Origin of the sequence: Massilia terrae, from assembly GCF_024753145.1 — a bacterium.
GTDB classification, from domain to species: domain Bacteria; phylum Pseudomonadota; class Gammaproteobacteria; order Burkholderiales; family Burkholderiaceae_D; genus Telluria; species Telluria terrae.
Genome location: NZ_JANUGU010000003.1, coordinates 202,432 through 222,922 on the forward strand (window position 1 = coordinate 202,432; position 20,491 = coordinate 222,922).

Consider the following 20,491-nt stretch of genomic DNA (forward strand, 5'->3'; position numbering starts at 1 on the left):
CGCCCGTTCGATAACAACGGAGACAATCAATGCCATCGACCATGAAGGCCGCGCCGCTGATCGCCGCGCTGCTGCTCGCATCGAACGCCTACGCGGCGGATGAACAGGTAGTGAAGATCGGCGTGACCGGACCGCTGTCCGGCCCCAATGCTTTCGCCGGCAAGGACGACGAGAACGGCGTGCGGCTCGCGGTCGAGGAGCTGAACGCGCAGAAGATCAAGGTCGGCGGCAAGCAGTTGCGCTTCGAGCTGGTGTCGGAAGACGACCAGGGCAACCCGACCGCCGGCACCAACGTCGCGCAGAAGCTGGTCGATGCCGGCGTCAAGTTCGTGCTCGGCCCGTACAACTCGGGCGTGGCGATTCCCGCTTCGCGCGTCTTCAACAGCGCCGGCGTGCTGATGTCCACCGTGGGCACCAATCCCAAGATTACGCAGTCCGGCTACGGCACCGTGTTCCGCATGGTCGCCAGCGACACGCAGGTCGGCGGCACCATGGCCGATTACGCGGCCAAGGAACTGAAGATCAGGAAGGTCGGCGTGATCGACGACCGCACCGCTTTCGGCCAGGGCGTCGCCGATGAATTCGCGCGCCGCGCAAAGGCTGCCGGCATCACCGTCGCCGGACGCGAATTCACGCGCGATACCGCCAGCGACTTCGCCTCGATCCTCACCGCGCTCAAAGCCAAGGGCGTGGACGCGATCTTCTACGGCGGCTATGCGCCGCAGGGCGCGCCGATGGCGCGGCAGATGAAACAGTTCGGCATGACGGCCAAGCTGCTCGGCGGCGACACGCTGTGCAGCCCTGAGATGGCCAAGCTGGGCGGCGACGCGGTCGGCGACAATGTGCGCTGCGCTCAAGCCGGCGCGATCCTCGAAAAGCAGGCCGCCGGACCGGCCTTCATCGCGCGCTACAAGGCGCGCTTCAAGCGCGATCCGGACGTGTACGCGCCCACCTTCTACGACCAGACCATGTTCATCGCACAGGCCATGAAAGAGACCAGCTCGGTCGATCCGGCCAAGGTCAACGCGGCGCTGCATTCGATGAGCTACCAGGGCGTGGTCGGCAACTACGGCTACGACGCCGCCGGCAACTTGAAGAAGACCGCGGTCACGGTCTACACCTTCAAGAACGGCGCGCTGGCGCCGCTGGCCAGCTACTGATACGCCGCATTCCGGCATCCCGGCGGCGCGGGCCACAAGCCCGGCGCCGCCTGAAGCACATCCAACCCGACGGATCCGACACATGAAACACACCATCAAGCTTGGCGCGCTCGCGATCGCCGCCGCGCTGGCCTGTGCGAGCGCATCGGCCGACATCGCGGCGGCTGCCGCGCCAGCCGCCGCCAAATCCATCGCGAGCAGCGAGACCGCCAAAAAGCTCGGCGCGCTGGCCAATGAATACTGGGACGCCGAAGCACGCTTCGACCCGGTGATGGCGGGCGAAGCCGGCGACAACCGTTTCGCCGACCAGATCGGCATGACGATTTCGGCGGCCGAACGTGCGAAGCAGTTCGCGCTGTACCGCGACTATCTCAAGCGCCTGCACGAAATCGCACGCGAGCAGCTGTCGGCGCGCGACCAGACCAGCTACGACATCCTCGACTACGAGCTGAAGTCCGCGCTGCGCTTCGAAGCCTTCCCCGAGCACCTGCTGCCGCTGAACCAGATGGACGCCATGCCGGTCACGCTGGCCAACTACGCCAGCGGCCAGGGCGCGCAGCCGCTGAACACGGTGCGCGACTACAAGGCCTACCTGAACCGCCTGCAGCAGCTCGGCCCGTGGATCGACTTGGCCATCGCCGACATGCGCGAAGGGATCAAGGCCGGCATCGTGCAGCCGCGCGCGATCATGCAATCCGCCCTGCCCCAGTTCAAGCAGCTGGTGTCGAAGACGCCGGAAACGAATATCTTCTACACGCCGGTGAAGAACTTCCCGAAGAGCTTCTCCGACGCCGACAAGCGCGCGCTGGCCGAGGCCTACCGCGCGACGATCGAGAAGACGCTCAACCCGGCGCTGGCACGGCTGGCCACCTTCGTCGAGAAAGACTACCTGCCGCACTGCCGCGCCAGCACCGGCTGGAGCGCGCTGCCCAACGGGATGAACTGGTACCTGGCGCGCGTGCAGAGCCAGACCACGACCGATCTGACACCGGAGCAGATCCACCAGATCGGCTTGAAGGAAGTGGCGCGCATCCAGGGCGAGTACGCGCGCATCGGCCCGAAGATGGGCTACCACGGCCCTGCCAGCGGGCTGCCGGCCTGGGTGTCGCAGCAGGCCAGGTACAAGCCCTTCAAGACCGACAAGGAAGTGATCGCGGCCTACCGCAAGCTGGACGAGACGCTGCGCCAGAAGCTGCCGGCGCTATTCTCGCTGCGGCCGAAAACGCCGCTCGACCTGCGCCTCGAGCCCGAGCTGTCGCGCGCGACCGCATCGGACCACTACACGCCGCCGGCGGCGGACGGCACGCGTCCGGGCGTGTTCTGGTCGGTGGTGAACGATGCGAAGGAATACGGCAAGCCGGGCATGGTGACGCTGTTCCTGCATGAGGGCCAGCCGGGCCACCACTTCCACATCGCGCTGATGCAGGAGATGAACCTGCCGAATTTCCGCAAGTTCGGCGGGAACAATGCATTCACCGAGGGCTGGGCGCTGTATGCCGAAACGCTGGGCACCGAGATGAAGCTGTACGATGCGCCGGAAGACTGGTTCGGCCACCTGAACGACGAGATGCTGCGCGCGGTGCGGCTGGTGGTGGACACCGGCATGCACGCGAAGGGCTGGACGCGCGAACAGTCGATCAAGTACATGCGCGAGACGCTGGGCTATCCGGAGTCGGTCGCGCGCAGCGAGACGGAACGCTACATGGCATGGCCGGGTCAGGCGCTGGGCTACAAGATCGGCGCGCTGAAGATCCAGGCGCTGAGGGCCAAGGCGGAGAAGGCGTTGGGACCGAAGTTCAGCCTGCCGAAGTTCCATGAGGTGGTGCTGGATGAGGGGACGCTGCCGCTGTCGCTGCTGGAGGCGAAAGTGGATCGGTGGATTGCGGCAAACAAGTAAGCGCGGCCACTAACTTCAAACCGTCGTCCCGGCGAAGGCCGGGACCCATAGACCGCCTGAGCTATGGCGCTCTGGCCGCGTGCCTGCAAACTCAGCATGGGTCACGGCCTTCGCCGGGACGACGGGTTACTGCTATTGGCATTAACTATTTAGCGAGTTAATCGAGCATGAACACCGGATACCGCCGCCACTCCGGCTCTCGATAACACGCGCAGTTCGCGAACAGGAAATCGAGCACCGCCGACTGGTCCTTCAGCAGCGCCGGATTGGCCTGCTTCCACGCGGCGAACCTGGTGGCCAGCTCCGGCTCCTCGCGCAGCAGCCGCTCCGCCTCGTCTTCGAACACATAATCCGAATACGCTTCCTTCTTCTCCAGCACGCTGTTGAAGAAGCCCCAGCGGAAGAAGCTGTCGTGCGCCTGCGGCTCCAGCGTCTCGACCGCGTAGCGCGCGTTGTCCTGGTCGAGCGGCACGATGTAGTCGCCCGCGCGCAGCAGCACCTGGCCGCGGCGCTTCTCAAGCTGCACTTCGTCGTGGAACATGTGGCCTTCGTACGCGGTCGCGCGCGAACTCACCGACGCCAGGTGGTAGTACGACGCCTCCACCGTGCGCTCGCTCTCCACGCGTTCCATCCGCACGCCATTCCACTGCAAGCGCTCGATCACCTCGCGCCAGGCCTGCGGCACCACGTAGGCACGCGGCGCCTGCACCGTCACGTCGGGCGGGAAGCTGTTGAAGTAGGCGATGTCGCGCTCCCACGGGCTGTTGCGGTCGTAGTGCAGGCGCGTGTAATCGCCCAGCACGCTCGGCTTGTACTTCGCCTCAAAACCCTTGAAACGGAAGCTGGACGGATGCGCCTCGTCCATCGCCCAGTGCACCGGCCACTCGCGGCGCGTGCGTCCTGCCTCCTTCGCGGCGCGGCGCAGCGCCTTGACCTGCGCGCCGTGCCTGATGGTGAAGTCGAGCGCGGTCTCGACCAGCGCGCGCATCGAGTGGTAGCGGTCAGCGAAGGGCTTGAGCATGTGCGTCTCGGGCATGAAGCCAATCGTGTGATGCAGCGCCGCGTAGCCGGTCGAGAAGCGCGGCGTTTCGAGGAATTCGGCGATGCCGTGGTCCGGGCTATCCTTGACCGGATTGACGTAGGGGCAGGTCGGCCAGCCGCGGCGCTCCATTTCGCTGAACATGAAAGGCAGCATGGTCCCGCGCAGGAAGCCGCCGAGTTCACCGCCAAGCTTGTCGGCCTGGGTGTGAATCAGCGTCATGGTGTAGCTGTAGTCGGCGCCGTTGGATGTGTGGGTATCGACCATCACGTCCGGATCCCACGACGTGAAGAATTTGTTGAAGACCTGGGCGGCCAGGGTGTCGCACTTGACGAAGTCGCGGTTCAGGTCCAGGTGGCGGCTGTTGCCGCGGAAGCCGAACTGCTCGGGCCCGTCCTGGTTCACGCGCGAGGTGTTGTTGCGATTCAGGCTGCCGTCCACGTTGTACAGCGGGATGAACAGGAACACCGTTTCGCCCAGCGCAGCCAGGCGTTCCGGCTGCGTGCAAAAGTCGCGCACCAGCGCCATGCAGGCGTCCACGCCTTCCGGCTCGCCGGGGTGGATGCCGTTATTATTGAAGAAGACCGTGCGGCCGGACTGTTTGATCTGCGCGCGGTCGAACACGCCGTCGGCGCTGATCACACCGGCGTGGATCGGCACGCCGGCGTCCGAGGTGCCGATCGCGCCGAAGCGCAGCACGCCGGGGTATTGGCGTGCGAGCTCTTCGTACCAGGCGATGCATTCGGCCCAGGTGGTGGTCTGGTTCTGGTTGCCTTTTTCGAAAGGTGTCTTCAATTCGAGGGACATGATTGGACTCGATGGGTTGATCGAAGCCGCTACGATACAGCAGTTGCCCCCGACAGTGGCAGCGCGATGACGACGGTGGTGCCCTTGCCCGGTTCCGAATGCACCTCGATGCTGCCGCCCAGCGCATCCACCCGCTCGCGCATGCCGATGATGCCGATGCCTTCGGACGCGGTGCCGGTATCGAAGCCCTGGCCATTGTCGGCCACCTCGATGGACAGCACGCGGTCGGCGTCCGACAGGATCAGCGACACCTCCGCCGAAGTCGCGCCGGAATGCTTCATCACGTTCGACAGCGCCTCCTGCACGATGCGGTAAGCGGAGATCGCGAGCTCGCTGCCAAGCTTCGAAAAGTCGCCCTCGGAGTGGAAGGAGAAATCGATGCGCGAGCCGCTGTCGTAATGGCGCAGCATCTCTTCCACCGCGCCGTGCAGGCCGAGCATCTCCAGCACCTCCGGCCGCAGTCGACGCACCAGCCGCCGCCCGCTGGCGTAGAGGTCCAGCGCCAGCTTGGTGATGGACTGCGCCTTCTGCTGCACCTGCTCGACTTCCGGCCCCGGCGGCGCCTTGGCCGCAAGCGCGCCGATCGCCTGCGCTTCCAGCCGCACCGCGATCAGCGACGCATTCAACTCGTCGTGGATCTCGATCGCGATGCCCTTGCGTTCTTCCTCGATGATGCTGTTGACCTTCTGGATCAGCTTGCGCTTGTCGTCGTTGGCGCGCAGCGCCTCGTTGCGCGAGGCGACCAGGTCGCGCGTGCGCTCGGCCACCTTGTTCTCCAGGTCCTTCTTCGATTCGTCCAGCGCCAGCGACATCTCGCCGATCGATGCCTGCAGCTCGCCGACCTCGCCGCCGGTGGCGACCGGAAGGTTGACGTGGTAGTCGCCGCCGCGGATCTGGCGGAGCGCGTCGATCGCGTCCTTCAGCGGCACGGTCAGGCTGCGCGCCAGGATCCAGGCCAGCGCGCCGGCCGCCGCCAGCCCGAGCGCGGCCATCGCCAGCTCGACCCGGAAGCGGTGCGCCTGCTTGGCCATCATCACCGCGGGAGACATCTGGACCCGCACCCAGCCCACCACTTCGGTGGTCATGGTCGGCGGACGCGAATCGCTGGATGCCGACACGTGCGGCGTGCCGTTGTCCGAGAACAGGTTGATCCACAGGATCTGCTTCTTGATCGGCGCCTCGTAGTAATGGCCTTCCGAGTCGACCGCCGTATCGGACACGACGCCGACTGCCGCCTTGCCGCTGGCGTCGACCACGTCGATACGGTAGATGCTCTTGTCCGACTGGACCAGCCCATTAATGGTCAGGCGCAAGTCGGACAGGTTGCCGGAGATGAGGTTGTACTCGCTGGTCTCGGCCAGCGCGGTGGCCAGGATGCGGCCACGCTCGGTCAGCTCCTCGGCCACCTGGGCGCGGTGCGAATACCACGAGTACCAGACGAAGGACGTGAACAGAAGTGCCACCGGCAGCATGGTGATGAAGGCCATGCGCCGGCCGATGCTCCAGCTGCGCCAGAAGCGGAGCGTCATGGCGGCGGGGGCGCTGGCCGCGCGAAGTTACGCACGGCGTCGGATACGTGCACGTCGAGCGATTTGGCCACGCCTTCGTTGACCACGGTGCGGAAGTAGCGCGGGAACTGCGGCGCCGGCAGCACGCCGCTACCCACATACTCCGACGCCATCTCGGCCACCTGGGCGTTGATGTCCTCGATGTCGGAATAGGTTGTGGCGAGCGCGCCGGCCTTCACCATATCGGCCGAGAAGCCGATCACCGCCTGCTTGTGGCGGTAGGTGGAGAGCAGGATGTTGCGGATGTTCTCGGTGTTGTAGACGGCGCTGTCGGGCAGCGCCAGCAGCACCTCGGTCTGCGCGATGCGCGACAGGATGCGGTTGATGTCGTCGCCGCCGCCGAAGTCCTGCACCTCCACCGGGCCTTGCAGCGCGGGCTTGAGGAACTGGGTGTCGTGCCCAAGGATGGCGGCGATGCGCACCGGACGGCCATACAGCAGCGACACCAGCCGCAGCTGGTCCGCGGGCGCCGGTTCCGCGTACACCGCCGTCAGCGTCGACGCGCGCGCCGGCGGCAGGCCCGCCGCCACTGCCCGCAACACCTGGCTCGACGTGAAGGACGAGATCACCGCGCAGTCGCAGCGCTTGTTCGCAACCTCGTGCAGCGCGGCCGGGCCCACCGCCACCACCAGCATGCGGCGCCGCTGCGCGAGTTCGGTGCGGAACGCGGCGAAGATGGGGATCAGGCGCTTGGACAAGTCGTCGACGATGCGCCGCGTGAGGGCGCTGTCATCGGCGGTCACGATCTGGAAGCTGTAGCCCTTGACCGCGTCCACCGGTTCGGCACGCGCCACCAGCGCGAACGCGGCCGCCAAGGCAGCAAGCACGCAGCGCATGCGGTTCGCCGCGCCGGCCATGCGCTTAGGGTTCGATCAGGCCGTGCTTGACGGCCAGCTTGGTGATGTAGGCCTGGCGGTGCACGCCCAGCTTTTCCTTGACCGCCTGGCTGATGTTACTGATGGTCTTGGTCGACAGGTTGAGCTTCTCGGCGATCTCCGCGTTGGTCAGGCCTTCGGCCATCAGCTTGAAGATTTCGAGGCTGCGCTCGTCCAGCTGCGACTGCGGCGAGATGTCGCCCCGCACCGCGAGGCTGGCCAGCCGCTCGGCAATCTGCGGCATGAAATACAGCTTGCCCTCGTGCGCGAGACGCACCGCGGTGGCCAGGTCGGCCGGGTCGCAATCCTTGGTGATGAAGGCGTGCGCGCCGAGGCGGTAGGTTTCCTTGATCAGGCTGTCCTGGTCGAACTGGCTGAGGAAGACGATCCTGGCGTCCGGATGCGCGCGCAGGATCTGCTGGGCGGCGTCCAGCCCGGTCAGTTCGGTGCCGAAGCGGATGTCGAGCACGATCACGTCCGGCTGCTCGCGCTCTGCCATCGCCACCGCCTCGTCGGGCGTCCGGGCCTGCCCCACCACTTCCATGCCGTGGCCGGTCAGTGACATGGCAAAGCCGGTCATCACGATCGGGTGATCGTCGGCCAGCATCACGCGGATTGCTTTTTTCGCTTGCACGTTTTCTCTCCTGTTGCGGAACGCGCCTACCAGTCCCTGGCAACTGTGTGTGCCATTTCATGGAAAGCCAGAAGGATTATTCCACACAACGCTGCTTCTGGCGAGTGAACATCCCAGCACATCACGGCACACACGACTGGCAACAATATTTCTACTTACTGCTGTTGCGAATTGCTAGCACATAGCATATATTGATTCCCACAAAAGGAATTATACGAAGCATTCCGCGGACGAGAAAAAGGAGATCACCATGCATTTTTCGCACGTGAACAATGACGGCGCATCCAAAGCGGGCAAGTTCGCTGTCGTCGCCGGTTTGCACGTCCTGGTCGCCACTGCTTTCATCCACAGCATCAACACGCGGCAGATCACGCTGCCCAAGGTCCCCGAGGACATCTTGGTGATGCTCACGCCGGACGTGCCGCCGCCCCCGCCGCCTCCACCCGAGCCGCCGAAACAAATGGTGAAACCCACCATGCCGGATATCGTGGTGCCGAAGGTCGAAGTGCAGACCCCGCCGCCGCAGGAACCGCCGCCGGTGCAGGCCACCACGCAGGCTGACCCGACGCCCGCGCCGCCGGTACAAACGCAATCGACCAATGCGCCGGGCCAGCCTACGAACAGCAACAGCGGCGCCATGCGCAGCGCGGTGCTGGCCGACGCCAACGGCTGCGCGAAACCAGCCTACCCGCCGTCGTCGCTGCGCAATGAAGAAACCGGCACCGTGACGCTGGCCCTGCTGGTGGGCGCGGACGGCAAGGTGACAGCCTCGCGCATCCAGCATTCGAGCGGCTATCGCGACCTGGACAAAGCCGCCGTCAACGCGCTGAGCCTGTGCACCTTCAAACCGGCGATGAACAACGGCGTGCCGGAAGCCGGCTGGGCCCAGCTTGCCTACGACTGGAAGATCGACTGATTCCCTGTACTCGCTTTCCCCTTTTTGCCCGCCTTCCCCCTCCTGGCGGGCATTTTTTTTAAGTGAGAGCGTCATTCACACGCAGGCGGGAACGACGTTCACAAAAAAAGTAGCAAACAAAACAAGAGTGAGAGAAGAACGTGACAAACCGATCAGCCTTACCGGGTTTTCCCGGCCTGGCAGGATGCGCCGCGGCCCTTGCCGCCGTGTGCGCGCTTGCGTGGGCCAGCCTTGCCACCACCGCGCTGCCACCGCCTAGCGGCGCCGGCGCGCCCGCCGATGCCTTCTCCGCCGAACGCGCGGCGGTGCACCTGCAGGCGCTCGCGCGCACGCCGCGCCCGATCGCCAGCAGCATGAACGAACAGGCGCGCGAATACATCGTCGCCCAGCTGCGCGGCATGGGCCTGCAGCCCGAAGTGCAGGTCGCGACCGCCGTGCGCCAGTCGGTCGACAACTACCACAACGTGCACGTGACGCTGGCCGTCGTGCATAACATCGTCGCGCGCAAGCCGGGCGCCGCGCTGGACCACGCGCGCCGTCCGGCGCTGCTGCTCGCATCGCACTACGACAGCGACCCGGCCACACAAGGCGCATCCGATGCGGCATCGGCCGCGGCCATGCTCGAAACAGCGCGCGCGATGCAGTCAGGCCCGCCGCCAGCCGGCGACGTGATGTTCCTGTTCGCGGACGGCGACCGCGTGGGCGCGATGGGCGAGCAGGCCTTCGCGGAGCAGCACCCGCTGGCGCAGCGCGTCGGACTCACGCTGCGCTTCCAGCATCTTGGCAACGACGGGCCGGTGGTGCTGCAACGGGCGCACGGCGCGGCCGGCGCCGCGATCAGCGCGTGGGCGCGCGGGCCTTCACCGCGCGGCTCTTCGCTGGTGAGCGAGGCCACGAGCCTGATGCCGCAGGCGCGCGGCAGCGGTCCGCTGGCGTCGCTGCGGGCGCCGCTGCTGCAATTCGGCGCCGTCGAGGGCCGGCTCGGGAGCTGGGACACGCCGCAACGCTTTGCGCGCGCCACGCTGCAGCACGAAGGCGACACGATGCTCTCGCTGGCGCAGGCACTTGGCGCACGGCCGCTCGGCCACGCGGCCGCCAGCGGCGACCAGGTCTACTTCACCGCGCCGGCGCTGGGCATGGTCCACTACCCTGCCAGCGCCACCTGGACCATCACCAGCATTGCTTGCCTGCTGCTGGCCTGCGTCTGCGCCGCCGCCATCGAAGGGGACCGGCTCGAACTGACCGGCATCGTGAAGGGCGCCTTCGGCTACGCGCTGATCGCGGGTGGGCCGCTGGCGGTGCTTTACCTGGACGGACTGCACGGCGCGTTCTCCCACGTAATCGCGCCCGACGCGTCAGGCCTGCACTACGAACAGGGCGTGGCGCTGCTGATCGCCGGGCTGTTCGTGCTGGGCCAGCGCATGCTGTGCGCGCGCATCGGCGCACTGGCGGCGGCGCTGGGCGCGCTGGCCTGTCTGGCCGCCGGCCTCGCGGCGGTGACCTGGCTCGCACCCGGCATCAGCTACCTGCTGGCCTGGCCGCTGATTGCTGCGACCATCGCGCTGGCGGCGCAGCTGTCGCCGCGGGTGCAGGCGCTGACCGGATGGATGCGCTTCTCGCTGCTGCTGGCCGGCGTGCTGCCCGCCATTGCGCTGGCCATGCCGGCCGCGCGCGACATCTTCGCGATGCCGACGCGGTTTCGCATCCACATTCCCCTGTGGCTGCTGATGCTCGTGATGGGCACGGCGGTTGCGCTGCTCGGCGTGGCGGCACGCAGGCTCGCGGTGCGCGCCACCGTCATCGTGGGCGCGGCGCTGCTCGCGATTCCCGGCAGCGCCAGCGTGCCGGACAAGGCGCCGCCCGGCCCCAACCCGCTGGTCTACTACAAGGACATGCCGACGTGGAGCGAATGGTGGTTGTCGCGCCAATCGCAGCCGGACCAATGGACCCGCCAGCTGTTCCCTGACCAGGTGCGAGCGGTGAAGCTGGTGGACGTGCTGGGCTGGAACAGCCACGAGGTCTGGTACGCAAAGGCGCCGCGCAACGAGATCGTCTTCCCGCACGCGATCATGCTGGTGAACGATAAGGAGCCGGCGCGCCGGATCGTGTTCGACCTGACATCGAAGAACAGCGCGCCGCGCATCGAGCTGCACGTCGGCGGCGGCAAGCCGTGGCGCGCGCGCATGAATGAGCAACTCCTGTCGTACGACCCGGAGATCCGCAACTGGTCGATGTCGATCTACGGCATACGCGACCAGCGGATGCACTTCGATTTGGAGATGTTCGGCGGGATCGTCGGGGTGGGCGTCGAGGAGCACATCCCCGGCCTGCCCGACAGGTCGCTGGCAGTGCCCGAACCGGCCGGCGCCTACATCCCGATGAGCGGCGAGACCGTCGCCGCCGACATGTTGTGGTTTCGCTAGGGAAATGCTTTAATCGCTGGCGCACCCCAACCGGTGTGCCGACATGTTCAACTTCCCGCTCGAACCCATGAAGAAGCTCACCACCGCCACCATCCTGGCCACCAGCCTGGCAATGGCGTACCCGGCGCAGGCCGCCACCAAAGTCGTGGTCGGCCCGGTCGTCCAAGAGGCGCCGCTGCGCGCCCACCTCGATTTCCTGTCGTCCGACCTGGTCGAGGGCCGCGGCACCGGCCAGCGCGGCGGCCAGCTCGCGGTGAAATACCTCGAAACCCAGGCGCTGGCGATCGGCTTGAAGCCGGCGAACGGCAACAGCTTCCTGCAGCCGGTGAAGATCGCCGGCGTGAAGGCGCTGCCGGCGCAAAGTAGCGTGACCGTGGTCGCGGGCGGCCAGCCGCTGCCGCTGGCCTTCGGCACCGACTGGGTGTGGGCGCCGGGCGACGCGCAGCCGGTGCACGAGCTGGATTACGAGCTGGTATTCGCCGGCTACGGCATCACGGCGCCGGAAGAAGGCGGCTGGGACGACTTCAAGGGCCTGGACTGCAAGGACAAGGTGCTGGTGGTGATGGTCAACGACCCGATGCCGACCGAGGCCGAGCCGAACCGCTTCAACGGCAAAGGGCTGACCTACTACGGCCGCTGGACCTACAAGTTCGAGGAAGCCGCGCGCCGCAATTGCGCCGGCGTGCTGCTGATCCACACCACGCCGTCCGCATCCTACGGCTGGAGCGTGGTGCAGAACAGCTGGATGGGCGAGCGTTTCCAGCTATCCGAGCGCGAGCTGGGCACCGGCCTGCAGGGCTGGATCACCGATGACACGGCGAAGAAGCTGTTCGCCGCCAGCGGCTTCGACCTCGACAAGCTGCGCGCCGCGGCCGAGGACAAATCGTTCAAGCCGGTGCCGCTGGGCGCGCGCATCAAGGGCGAGACCCGCGCCGAAGTGCGCAAGCTGGACGAATTCAACGTGGCCGGCATCGTGCCCGGGACCGATCCCAAGCTGAAGGACGAGCTGGTAATCTACAGCGCGCACTGGGACCACCTGGGCAAGAACGGCGACGGCAAGGACAATATCTACAACGGCGCGGTGGACAACGCGTCCGGCAGCGCGGCGCTGCTGGCGATGGCACAGGAAGCGGTGCGCGCGCCGGCCAAGCGCTCGCAGATGTTCCTGTGGGTGGCGGCCGAAGAACAGGGGCTGCTGGGCAGCGCGGCCTATGCATCGAGCCCGCTGTGGCCGGCCGCGAAGACCGCCGCCGACCTGAACCTGGACAGCCTGAACTGGATCGGCCTGGTCGAGGACGTCGGCATCCAGGGCAGCGAGCGTACCGAACTGAACGCAATGGCCGTGGCCACCGCCAAGAAGATGAAGCTGGTGCCGGCGCCGGCGCATCCGGACCTGTCCGGCGGCTACTTCCGCAGCGACCACTTCAGCTTCGCGAAAGCGGGCATCCCGGCGTTCTCGGTTGGCGGCGGCCATGCGTGGGTGAAGGACGTGGAGGCCAACAACGCCAAGTCCAAGGCCTACGGGCCGCGCTACCACCAGGTGACGGACGAGTACGATCCGGCGTGGGATCTGTCGGGCATGGTGCAGCAGGCGCAGTTCACGCTGAACCTGGGGCAGGCGATCGCCAATGCGCCGAAGATGCCGGCGTGGAAGGCGGGCGATCCGTTTGGCAAGGCGCGCGCGACGTCGAACTAAAATGCGAAATGGGGTTCCCGCGTTCGCGGGAACCCCATCTTGCTAGCTCAGTGGCTTACTCAATAACGCCGCACACCAGCCGCGCGCCCCCGCCACCCAGCGGCGCCGGATGATCCGAGTGATTATCCCCGCCCACGTGTACCATCAGCGCCCGCCCCTTCACGTCAGCCAGTTTCAGGCGCGGCGCGAGCACGGGATTGCTGGCGTTACCGTTCATATCCACGAACAACGCAGGCAGGTCGCCGAGATGCCCATCACCCCAGGGCAGGCCGTGATGCTTGCTCCCGGCCGGATCGTAATGCCCGCCCGCCATGCCCCCTGCCACTGCCTTGCCGTCCTTCTGCGCCGGACCGCAGTTACCGGTTTCATGCACGTGGAAACCATGCAGTCCCGGCGCGATGCCGGACAGCGCCGGCGTGAACACCAGCCCGTACGGCGATTCCGAAATGGTGACCGTGCCCGCAGACGCGCCGATGCCCGTCTCCGACAGCACGTTCATCTTCACCTGCAGCTCCGCAGCCCCGGCTGAGATTGCCGCGCAGCACAGGCAAGCAGCCACAAAGAATTGTTTCTTCATGCTATTTCTCCCCTCCCAATTGAAGCGAAAATAGTACTTTCTCAACTTTGTGTAAGCTATCCCCATCCATGGGGGACATCGATGAGCATGTGCTTCACATACGCGAGACGGCCGGGCGCAGGATGGCGAGGAGACCCGCCTCCGATGTGCAGCCGAATTTTTCGTAGACCGCTTTCACACAGTCACGCAGCACGGCATCACTCACATCCATCCGTGCGCGCGCAGCCTCGCGCCCGCCACCCACGCCCATCCAGTATGCCACTTCCATCTGTTGCGGCGACAGTTCTACCGTGCTTAGCGCGCGCCAGATCCGCAGGGGCATCGGCACGACGTACTTGAGGAAGATGCCGATGGTACGGCTGTGGTCGGCTTGCAGCGAGGACGCCAGCGACAGGCCGCCCGAGCTCATCCACTGGGCGCGCGCCTCCAGCACCCCGCCCGCCATCGCCAGCGTGCTGGAGGGCAGGCGCCACGGGTAGCGGTCGCCATACATCACGGACTCGACCAGGCGCAGGCCGAACGGGGGCAGCTTCAGGCGGTCGAACGCGGCGCGCTCCTGCAAGGCGAGCTGGTCCAGCATGGCGCCCGCGGAATCGCTCAGGAACAGGATGTGGCCGCCTGTGGTCGCGAGCAGCATGGCCTCGTCCTCGATCACGCCCGACAGGCCGGTGGCCGGCGCCGATGCGTTGCGCAGCGCGAATTCAAAATAGGTGGCGACGCGGCCCAGGTCTTCCTCGTCGTCGGCATCGAAGGCCGGGCCGTTGCGCAGCAGGGTCACCGTGCCCAGCGCTTCGGCGCCGTGCTCGAGGGGTTGGTCGATCACGTGCTCGTAATCGTCTTCGCGCACCGCGGCGAAGCTGCTGGAGTCGCTGAAGTAATAGCCATTGGGCGGCGGCAGCGCGGCGACGACGGTGTCGTCCAGCGCCTGCTGTTCGCGCGCATCCGGGCTGTCGGCGCGCAGGAACAGCGTCGCGGCGGTGTTCGGGATCAGCTCCCGCACCAGCGCGAACGCATCGGGCACGATCGTCATCAGCGGCAGGCCGGTCGAGCACAGCACCCGCAAGCGCGCCCATTGACGGCTATTCTTTTTACGCGACACGAGGAATGTTGATTACAAGAAAGAGATTTACCGAATACTGATCTTTACAGGTCAAAATGTCAACTTTTGCCGGCTATTGAGCCTGTGTTGACACCACAGGCATACGGTCTATACTCGTCTAGACAAATTCACCGCATCGTCAAAGTGAGCACATATCGCACATCGCGGCAGCAGGCATGCGCGCCCTCCATCGGAGCGGCGGTGGATGCGTGCGCGCTCGCGCTGGCGATCGCCTGCCCCTCCCGCACGCGAGGCTACGCCTGGCTCTCTTTGGCTCGGTGAGGGCTTGAGAGAGGATCTTCGGATCCCCCCGCCCCGCCGAGCCTCCCATCTCCAAGACACGACCAATCCGGCGGCTCCGCCATGCCGCGGCGCAGCCGCCGCAAACGAATTTGAAAGACGATATGAAACCAGACCTGATTATTTCCTCGCGCGATCTCGAACAGATCGAGCAATTGCTCGCCCACCTGCCGATGTCGATGAACGCAATCAAGGATGCTTTGGCCGAGGAGCTGGAGCGGGCCGACATCCGCGAGCCGGACGAGATGCCGGCGGACGTCGTCACGATGAATTCCAAGGTGCGCTTTGCCGTGGAAAACACCTCGGACGAGTTTTCGCTGACATTGTCCTACCCTGCGCAACTGGCCGACGGGCCGGATCGCATTTCCATTCTGTCGCCGGTGGGCAGCGCGCTGCTCGGATTGTCAGCCGGCGCGCGCATCGACTGGCCGGGTCCGACCGGGCGCCTGAATGTGCGCGTGCTTGAAGTATTAAGCCACGCGGAAGCAACGGCTGGAGCGGGCCAATGACACGCGATTTCCGCCAGCCGCGCGTCACCGACCTGGCCGCCATCATGGCGATCCAGCGCGAATGCTATCCGCCCGTGCTGCGCGAAGACCGGCTGACCATCGAGGAACGCATGGCGGTCGCGGCTGAATATTGCTGGGTGGCGGAGGACGAGCACGGCATCGCGGCCTACCTGTTCGCCTATCCTTCGACGCTGGGAAAGATCACGCCGCTCGACGGCGCCTTTCGCATCGCGCCGGATGGCGATACGCTGTACTTCCATGATCTGGCGGTGCTCAAACGCGTGGCGGGAACCGGGCTCGGTTCCGACCTGGTGGACGTCGCACTCGCCAGTGCCGCCGCGCAGGGTTTTGCGCATGCGGCGCTGGTCGCCGTTCAAGAATCGTCGATGTTCTGGGAACGTATGGGCTATCGACGCCGTGACGAGCTCGACGAGGTCGAGCGCGAGAATCTTCAGACATATCCGGGCTCGCCGTTCTACATGGTCCGCGAAGTTCTGCCACCATCGGGCACCTGATAACTCAGCATGTCGTCCCGGCGAAGGCCGGGCCCCATGGACCCGCCGCGTAGCCGCACACTCGGCATCGATCCCTGCCTGCGCCGGGACGACGGTGCGCGTGAAGGAGAGCGCGCGCTTTACGTTGGCGATATCGAAAAAAAACGGCACCCGCGGGTGCCGTTTTTGCTGGGGTAGCTGACGATTACTCGCCGTCGCCCGGATGCGCTTCGGTTTCGTGCTGGGTGGCGTTGGCCTGGTCTTCCATCGCCTGCAGCTCGGCAGCCATATTGGCTTTTTCCTGAGCCAGCAGCTGGGCGCGCTCTTCCGCCTCCCACTGCTCCTTCTCCTTACGCGCACGGTGGAACGCGAGACCGGTACCGCCCGGGATCAGGCGGCCAACGATCACGTTTTCCTTCAGGCCGCGCAGACCATCGCGCTTGCCCATGATCGCCGCTTCGGTCAGCACGCGGGTGGTTTCCTGGAACGATGCGGCCGAGATGAACGAGTCGGTCGACAGCGAAGCCTTGGTAATACCCAGCAGCACGTTTTCGTACTGCGCCGGCAGCTTGTTGACGGCGTTGACGCGGTCGTTCTCTTCCAGCAGCTCCGAACGCTCCACCTGCTCGCCGACGATGTAGTCGGTGTCGCCGGCATCGGTGATCTGCACACGACGCAGCATCTGGCGCACGATCACCTCGATGTGCTTGTCGTTGATCTTCACACCCTGCAGACGGTACACGTCCTGCACTTCGTCCACGATGTAGCGGGCCAACGCTTCGATACCCAGCAGGCGCAGGATGTCTTGCGGATCGGCCGGGCCGTCCACAATCATCTCGCCCTTGTTCACCACCTGGCCGTCGTGCACCAGCACTTGCTTGTCCTTGGTGATCAGGAACTCGTGCTTGTTGCCGTCCATGTCGGTGATTTCCAGGCGCTGCTTGCCCTTGGTTTCTTTACCGAAGGCGACCGTACCGGTGACTTCCGCCAGCATGCCGGCATCTTTCGGCGAACGGGCTTCGAACAGCTCGGCAACGCGCGGCAGACCACCGGTAATGTCACGGGTCTTCTGCGATTCGGTCGGGATACGTGCAAGCACTTCACCCACCGACACTTGCTGGCCGTCTTTCACCATGATCAGCGCGCCGACCTGGAAGCCGATCGTCACGGCGTGCTCGGTGCCGGCGATCTTCACTTCCTGGCCTTCGTCGTTCAGCAGCTTGACCTGCGGACGCAGGGTCTTGCCCGAACCGCGGCGCTTGGCGTCGATCGCCACCAGGGTCGACAGGCCGGTCACTTCGTCCACCTGGCGGGCGACGGTCACGCCCTCTTCCACGTTTTCGAACTTGATCGTACCGGCGTACTCGGTAATGATCGGACGGGTCAGCGGGTCCCAGGTTGCCAGCACGGTGCCGGCCTTGACCGCCATGCCGTCCTTGACCACCAGGGTCGCACCGTACGGCACCTTGTGGCGCTCGCGCTCGCGGCCGTGGTCGTCGGTGATCAGCACTTCGCCCGAACGCGAAATGACGATCAGCGCGCCCTTGCCGTTGGTGACGTAACGCATGGTCGCGGTGAAGCGGATGGTGCCGTTCGACTTGGCTTCCACCGACGACGCCACTGCCGCACGCGATGCCGCACCACCGATGTGGAAGGTACGCATGGTCAGCTGGGTACCCGGCTCACCGATCGACTGCGCTGCCACCACACCGACTGCTTCGCCGCTGTTGACCAGCATGCCGCGGCCGAGGTCGCGGCCGTAGCACTTGGCGCACAGGCCGTAGCGGGTTTCGCAGTTCAGCGGGGTGCGGACCTTGACTTCGTCGATGCCCAGGCGCTCGATCTCTTCGACCATGTCCTCGTCCAGCAGGGTGCCGGCTTCGTACACGGTTTCTTGCGTCTCCGGATTGACGATGTCGGTGCCTGCCACGCGGCCGAGGATACGGTCGCGCAGGGCTTCGATCACTTCACCACCTTCGACCATCGCCTTCATCAGGGTGCCGTTGCTGGTGCCGCAATCGTCTTCGGTCACCACCAGGTCCTGGGTCACGTCGACCAGGCGGCGGGTCAGGTAACCCGAGTTCGCGGTCTTCAGCGCGGTGTCGGCCAGACCCTTACGGGCGCCGTGCGTCGAGATGAAGTACTGCAGCACGTTCAGGCCTTCGCGGAAGTTCGCGGTAATCGGCGTTTCGATGATCGAGCCGTCCGGCTTCGCCATCAGGCCGCGCATACCGGCCAGCTGGCGGATCTGGGCAGCCGAACCACGGGCGCCCGAGTCGGCCATCATGTAAATCGCGTTGAACGATTCCTGGGTGCCCTGGCTGCCGTCGCGCTTGGTGACCGGCTCGACTTTCAGCTGGTCCATCATGGCCTTGCCGACTTCGTCCGAGGTCTTGCCCCAGATGTCGACCACCTTGTTGTAGCGCTCGCCGGCGGTGACGAGACCCGATGCGTACTGCTGCTCGATCTGCTTGACTTCCGATTCGGCGGTCGAGATCAAGGTCTTCTTCACGTCCGGGATCAGCATGTCGTCGACCGCGATCGAGATGCCGGCGCGGGTCGCGAGGCGGAAGCCCGACTGCATCAGCTTGTCGGCGAACACGACGGTCGCGCGCAGGCCGCACTTGCGGAACGAGGTGTTGATCAGCTTCGAGATTTCCTTCTTCTTCAGCGCGCGGTTCAGCACCGAGAACGGCAGGCCTTGCGGCAGGATCTCGGACAGGATCGCACGGCCGACCGTGGTCTCGTAGCGGGTCAGGGTGCGGTCGAAGCCGCCCTGCTCGTTCTTCGGATGCTCGACGATACGGACGGTGATGCGGGTCGCCAGCTCGACTTCCTTGTTGTCGTAGGCGCGGATCACTTCCGACACGTCCGGGAACAGCATGCCTTCGCCCTTGGCGTTGATCGCCTCGCGGGTCGCGTAGTACAGGCCCAGCACGATATCCTGCGACGGCACGATCGACGGCTCGCCGTTCGACGGGAACAGGATGTTGTTCGAAGCCAGCATCAGGGTGCGGGCTTCCATCTGTGCCTCGATCGACAGCGGGACGTGGACTGCCATCTGGTCACCGTCGAAGTCGGCGTTGAACGCGGCGCAGACCAGCGGGTGCAGCTGGATAGCCTTGCCTTCGATCAGGACCGGCTCGAAGGCCTGGATACCGAGACGGTGCAGGGTCGGCGCACGGTTCAGCATGACCGGGTGTTCGCGGATGACATCTTCCAGGATGTCCCACACCACCGGCTCCTGCTGTTCGACCAGCTTCTTGGCGGCCTTGATGGTGGTCGCGAGACCCATCAGTTCCAGCTTGTTGAAGATGAAGGGCTTGAACAGTTCCAGCGCCATCAGCTTCGGCAGGCCGCACTGGTGCAGTTTCAGCTGCGGACCGACCACGATGACCGAACGGCCCGAGTAGTCGACGCGCTTGCCCAGCAGGTTCTGGCGGAAACGGCCGCCCTTACCCTTGATCATTTCAGCCAGCGACTTCAGCGGACGCTTGTTGGCGCCGGTCATCGCCTTGCCGCGACGGCCGTTGTCCAGCAGCGAGTCGACCGCTTCCTGCAGCATGCGCTTTTCGTTGCGCGTGATGATTTCCGGCGCGCGCAGCTCCATCAGGCGCTTCAGGCGGTTGTTGCGGTTGATGACGCGGCGGTACAGGTCGTTCAGGTCGGAGGTCGCGAAGCGGCCGCCATCCAGCGGCACCAGCGGACGCAGTTCCGGCGGCAGCACCGGCAGCACTTCCATGATCATCCAGTCCGGCTTGATGCCCGAGCGCTGGAACGCCTCCAGCACCTTCAGGCGCTTGGCGTATTTCTTGATCTTGGCTTCCGACTTCGACTCTTTCAGTTCGACGCGCAGGGCTTCGGCTTCGCGGTCGATGTCGATCGAGCGCAGCAGTTCACGGATGCCCTCGGCGCCCATGAATGCGGTGAAGTCGTCGCCGTACTCTTCGTACTTGGCGGCGTAGTCGTCTTCCGACATGATCTGGCACTTCTTCAGCGGGGTCATGCCCGGATCGGTCACGACGTATGCTTCGAAGTACAGGACGCGCTCGATGTCGCGCAGGGTCATGTCCAGCACCATGCCCAGGCGCGACGGCAGCGACTTCAGGAACCAGATGTGGGCGACCGGCGAGGCCAGCTCGATGTGGCCCATGCGCTCACGGCGCACCTTGGCCAGGGTAACTTCGACGCCGCACTTCTCGCAGATCACGCCGCGGTGCTTCAGGCGCTTGTACTTGCCGCACAGGCACTCGTAGTCCTTGATCGGGCCAAAGATCTTGGCGCAGAACAGGCCGTCACGCTCCGGCTTGAAGGTGCGGTAGTTGATGGTTTCCGGCTTCTTGACTTCGCCGAACGACCACGAACGGATTTTATCGGGCGACGCCAGGCCAATCTTGATGGCGTCGAAGCTCTCGTTTTGCTGAACTTGCTTGAATAGATCGAGCAGTGCTTTCATTGATCACTCCAGGTGATTGAATTCTTTACTTACTACTACCC

The 20,491-nt window shown here is 65.4% G+C and carries 14 protein-coding genes; 7 read left to right on the forward strand and 7 right to left on the reverse strand.

All coding sequences use genetic code 11. The features are described 5' to 3' along the window. Positions 1-29: 29 nt before the first annotated feature. Both NX778_RS11855 and NX778_RS11860 read left to right on the forward strand, forming a co-directional pair. Complete coding sequence (locus tag NX778_RS11855; protein ID WP_258811949.1) at positions 30-1,160, forward strand: branched-chain amino acid ABC transporter substrate-binding protein; 1,131 nt, start codon at positions 30-32, stop codon at positions 1,158-1,160. A gap of 82 nt (positions 1,161-1,242) precedes the next feature. Further along, positions 1,243-3,057 (forward strand): DUF885 domain-containing protein, encoded by a 1,815-nt coding sequence (locus NX778_RS11860; protein ID WP_258811950.1) that lies wholly within the window; start codon positions 1,243-1,245, stop codon positions 3,055-3,057. A gap of 157 nt (positions 3,058-3,214) precedes the next feature. Here NX778_RS11860 and NX778_RS11865 read toward each other — a convergent pair whose 3' ends face one another. From NX778_RS11865 to NX778_RS11880, 4 genes are read right to left on the reverse strand one after another with little or no spacing between them, the layout of a single operon-like run. Beyond that, positions 3,215-4,903, reverse strand: coding sequence for a M14 family zinc carboxypeptidase (locus tag NX778_RS11865; protein ID WP_258811951.1), 1,689 nt, complete (start codon positions 4,901-4,903; stop codon positions 3,215-3,217). A 29-nt stretch (positions 4,904-4,932) separates the two neighbouring features. Next, positions 4,933-6,432, reverse strand: a complete 1,500-nt coding sequence (locus NX778_RS11870) for a HAMP domain-containing sensor histidine kinase (protein ID WP_258811952.1) — start codon at positions 6,430-6,432, stop codon at positions 4,933-4,935. Next, complete coding sequence (locus tag NX778_RS11875; RefSeq protein WP_258811953.1) at positions 6,429-7,307, reverse strand: type 1 periplasmic-binding domain-containing protein; 879 nt, start codon at positions 7,305-7,307, stop codon at positions 6,429-6,431. Before NX778_RS11875 ends, NX778_RS11870 begins: the two co-directional genes overlap by 4 nt. A 25-nt stretch (positions 7,308-7,332) precedes the next feature. Beyond that, entirely contained in the window at positions 7,333-7,980 is a 648-nt protein-coding gene (locus tag NX778_RS11880) for a response regulator (RefSeq protein WP_258811954.1), read from the reverse strand. 250 nt (positions 7,981-8,230) lie between these two features. Here NX778_RS11880 and NX778_RS11885 point away from each other — a divergent pair, with 250 nt between their 5' ends. From NX778_RS11885 to NX778_RS11895, 3 genes are all read left to right on the forward strand, one after another. Then, positions 8,231-8,896 (forward strand): energy transducer TonB, encoded by a 666-nt coding sequence (locus NX778_RS11885; RefSeq protein WP_258811955.1) that lies wholly within the window; start codon positions 8,231-8,233, stop codon positions 8,894-8,896. Positions 8,897-9,036: 140 nt separating this feature from the next. Continuing rightward, a complete protein-coding gene (locus NX778_RS11890) occupies positions 9,037-11,319 on the forward strand; it encodes a M28 family peptidase (protein WP_258811956.1) in 2,283 nt (760 codons plus the stop codon). Positions 11,320-11,386: 67 nt separating this feature from the next. Then, complete coding sequence (locus tag NX778_RS11895) at positions 11,387-13,015, forward strand: M28 family peptidase (RefSeq protein ID WP_258812173.1); 1,629 nt, start codon at positions 11,387-11,389, stop codon at positions 13,013-13,015. 55 nt (positions 13,016-13,070) lie between these two features. On the opposite strand, the gene sodC is transcribed toward NX778_RS11895, so the two are convergent. Both sodC and NX778_RS11905 read right to left on the reverse strand, forming a co-directional pair. After that, on the reverse strand, positions 13,071-13,592 hold the full coding sequence (gene sodC, locus NX778_RS11900; protein WP_258811957.1) for a superoxide dismutase [Cu-Zn] SodC: 522 nt from the start codon (positions 13,590-13,592) through the stop codon (positions 13,071-13,073). Between the two features lie 94 nt (positions 13,593-13,686). Then, complete coding sequence (locus NX778_RS11905; protein WP_258811958.1) at positions 13,687-14,691, reverse strand: helix-turn-helix transcriptional regulator; 1,005 nt, start codon at positions 14,689-14,691, stop codon at positions 13,687-13,689. A gap of 404 nt (positions 14,692-15,095) precedes the next feature. Between NX778_RS11905 and rnk the strand changes: the two genes are divergently transcribed. Beyond that, complete coding sequence (rnk, locus tag NX778_RS11910; protein ID WP_258811959.1) at positions 15,096-15,500, forward strand: nucleoside diphosphate kinase regulator; 405 nt, start codon at positions 15,096-15,098, stop codon at positions 15,498-15,500. Then, a complete protein-coding gene (locus tag NX778_RS11915) occupies positions 15,497-16,015 on the forward strand; it encodes a GNAT family N-acetyltransferase (protein WP_258811960.1) in 519 nt (172 codons plus the stop codon). Before rnk ends, NX778_RS11915 begins: the two co-directional genes overlap by 4 nt. 184 nt (positions 16,016-16,199) lie before the next feature. Here NX778_RS11915 and rpoC read toward each other — a convergent pair whose 3' ends face one another. Beyond that, positions 16,200-20,450, reverse strand: coding sequence for a DNA-directed RNA polymerase subunit beta' (rpoC, locus tag NX778_RS11920; RefSeq protein WP_258811961.1), 4,251 nt, complete (start codon positions 20,448-20,450; stop codon positions 16,200-16,202). Between the last annotated feature and the right edge of the window lie 41 nt (positions 20,451-20,491).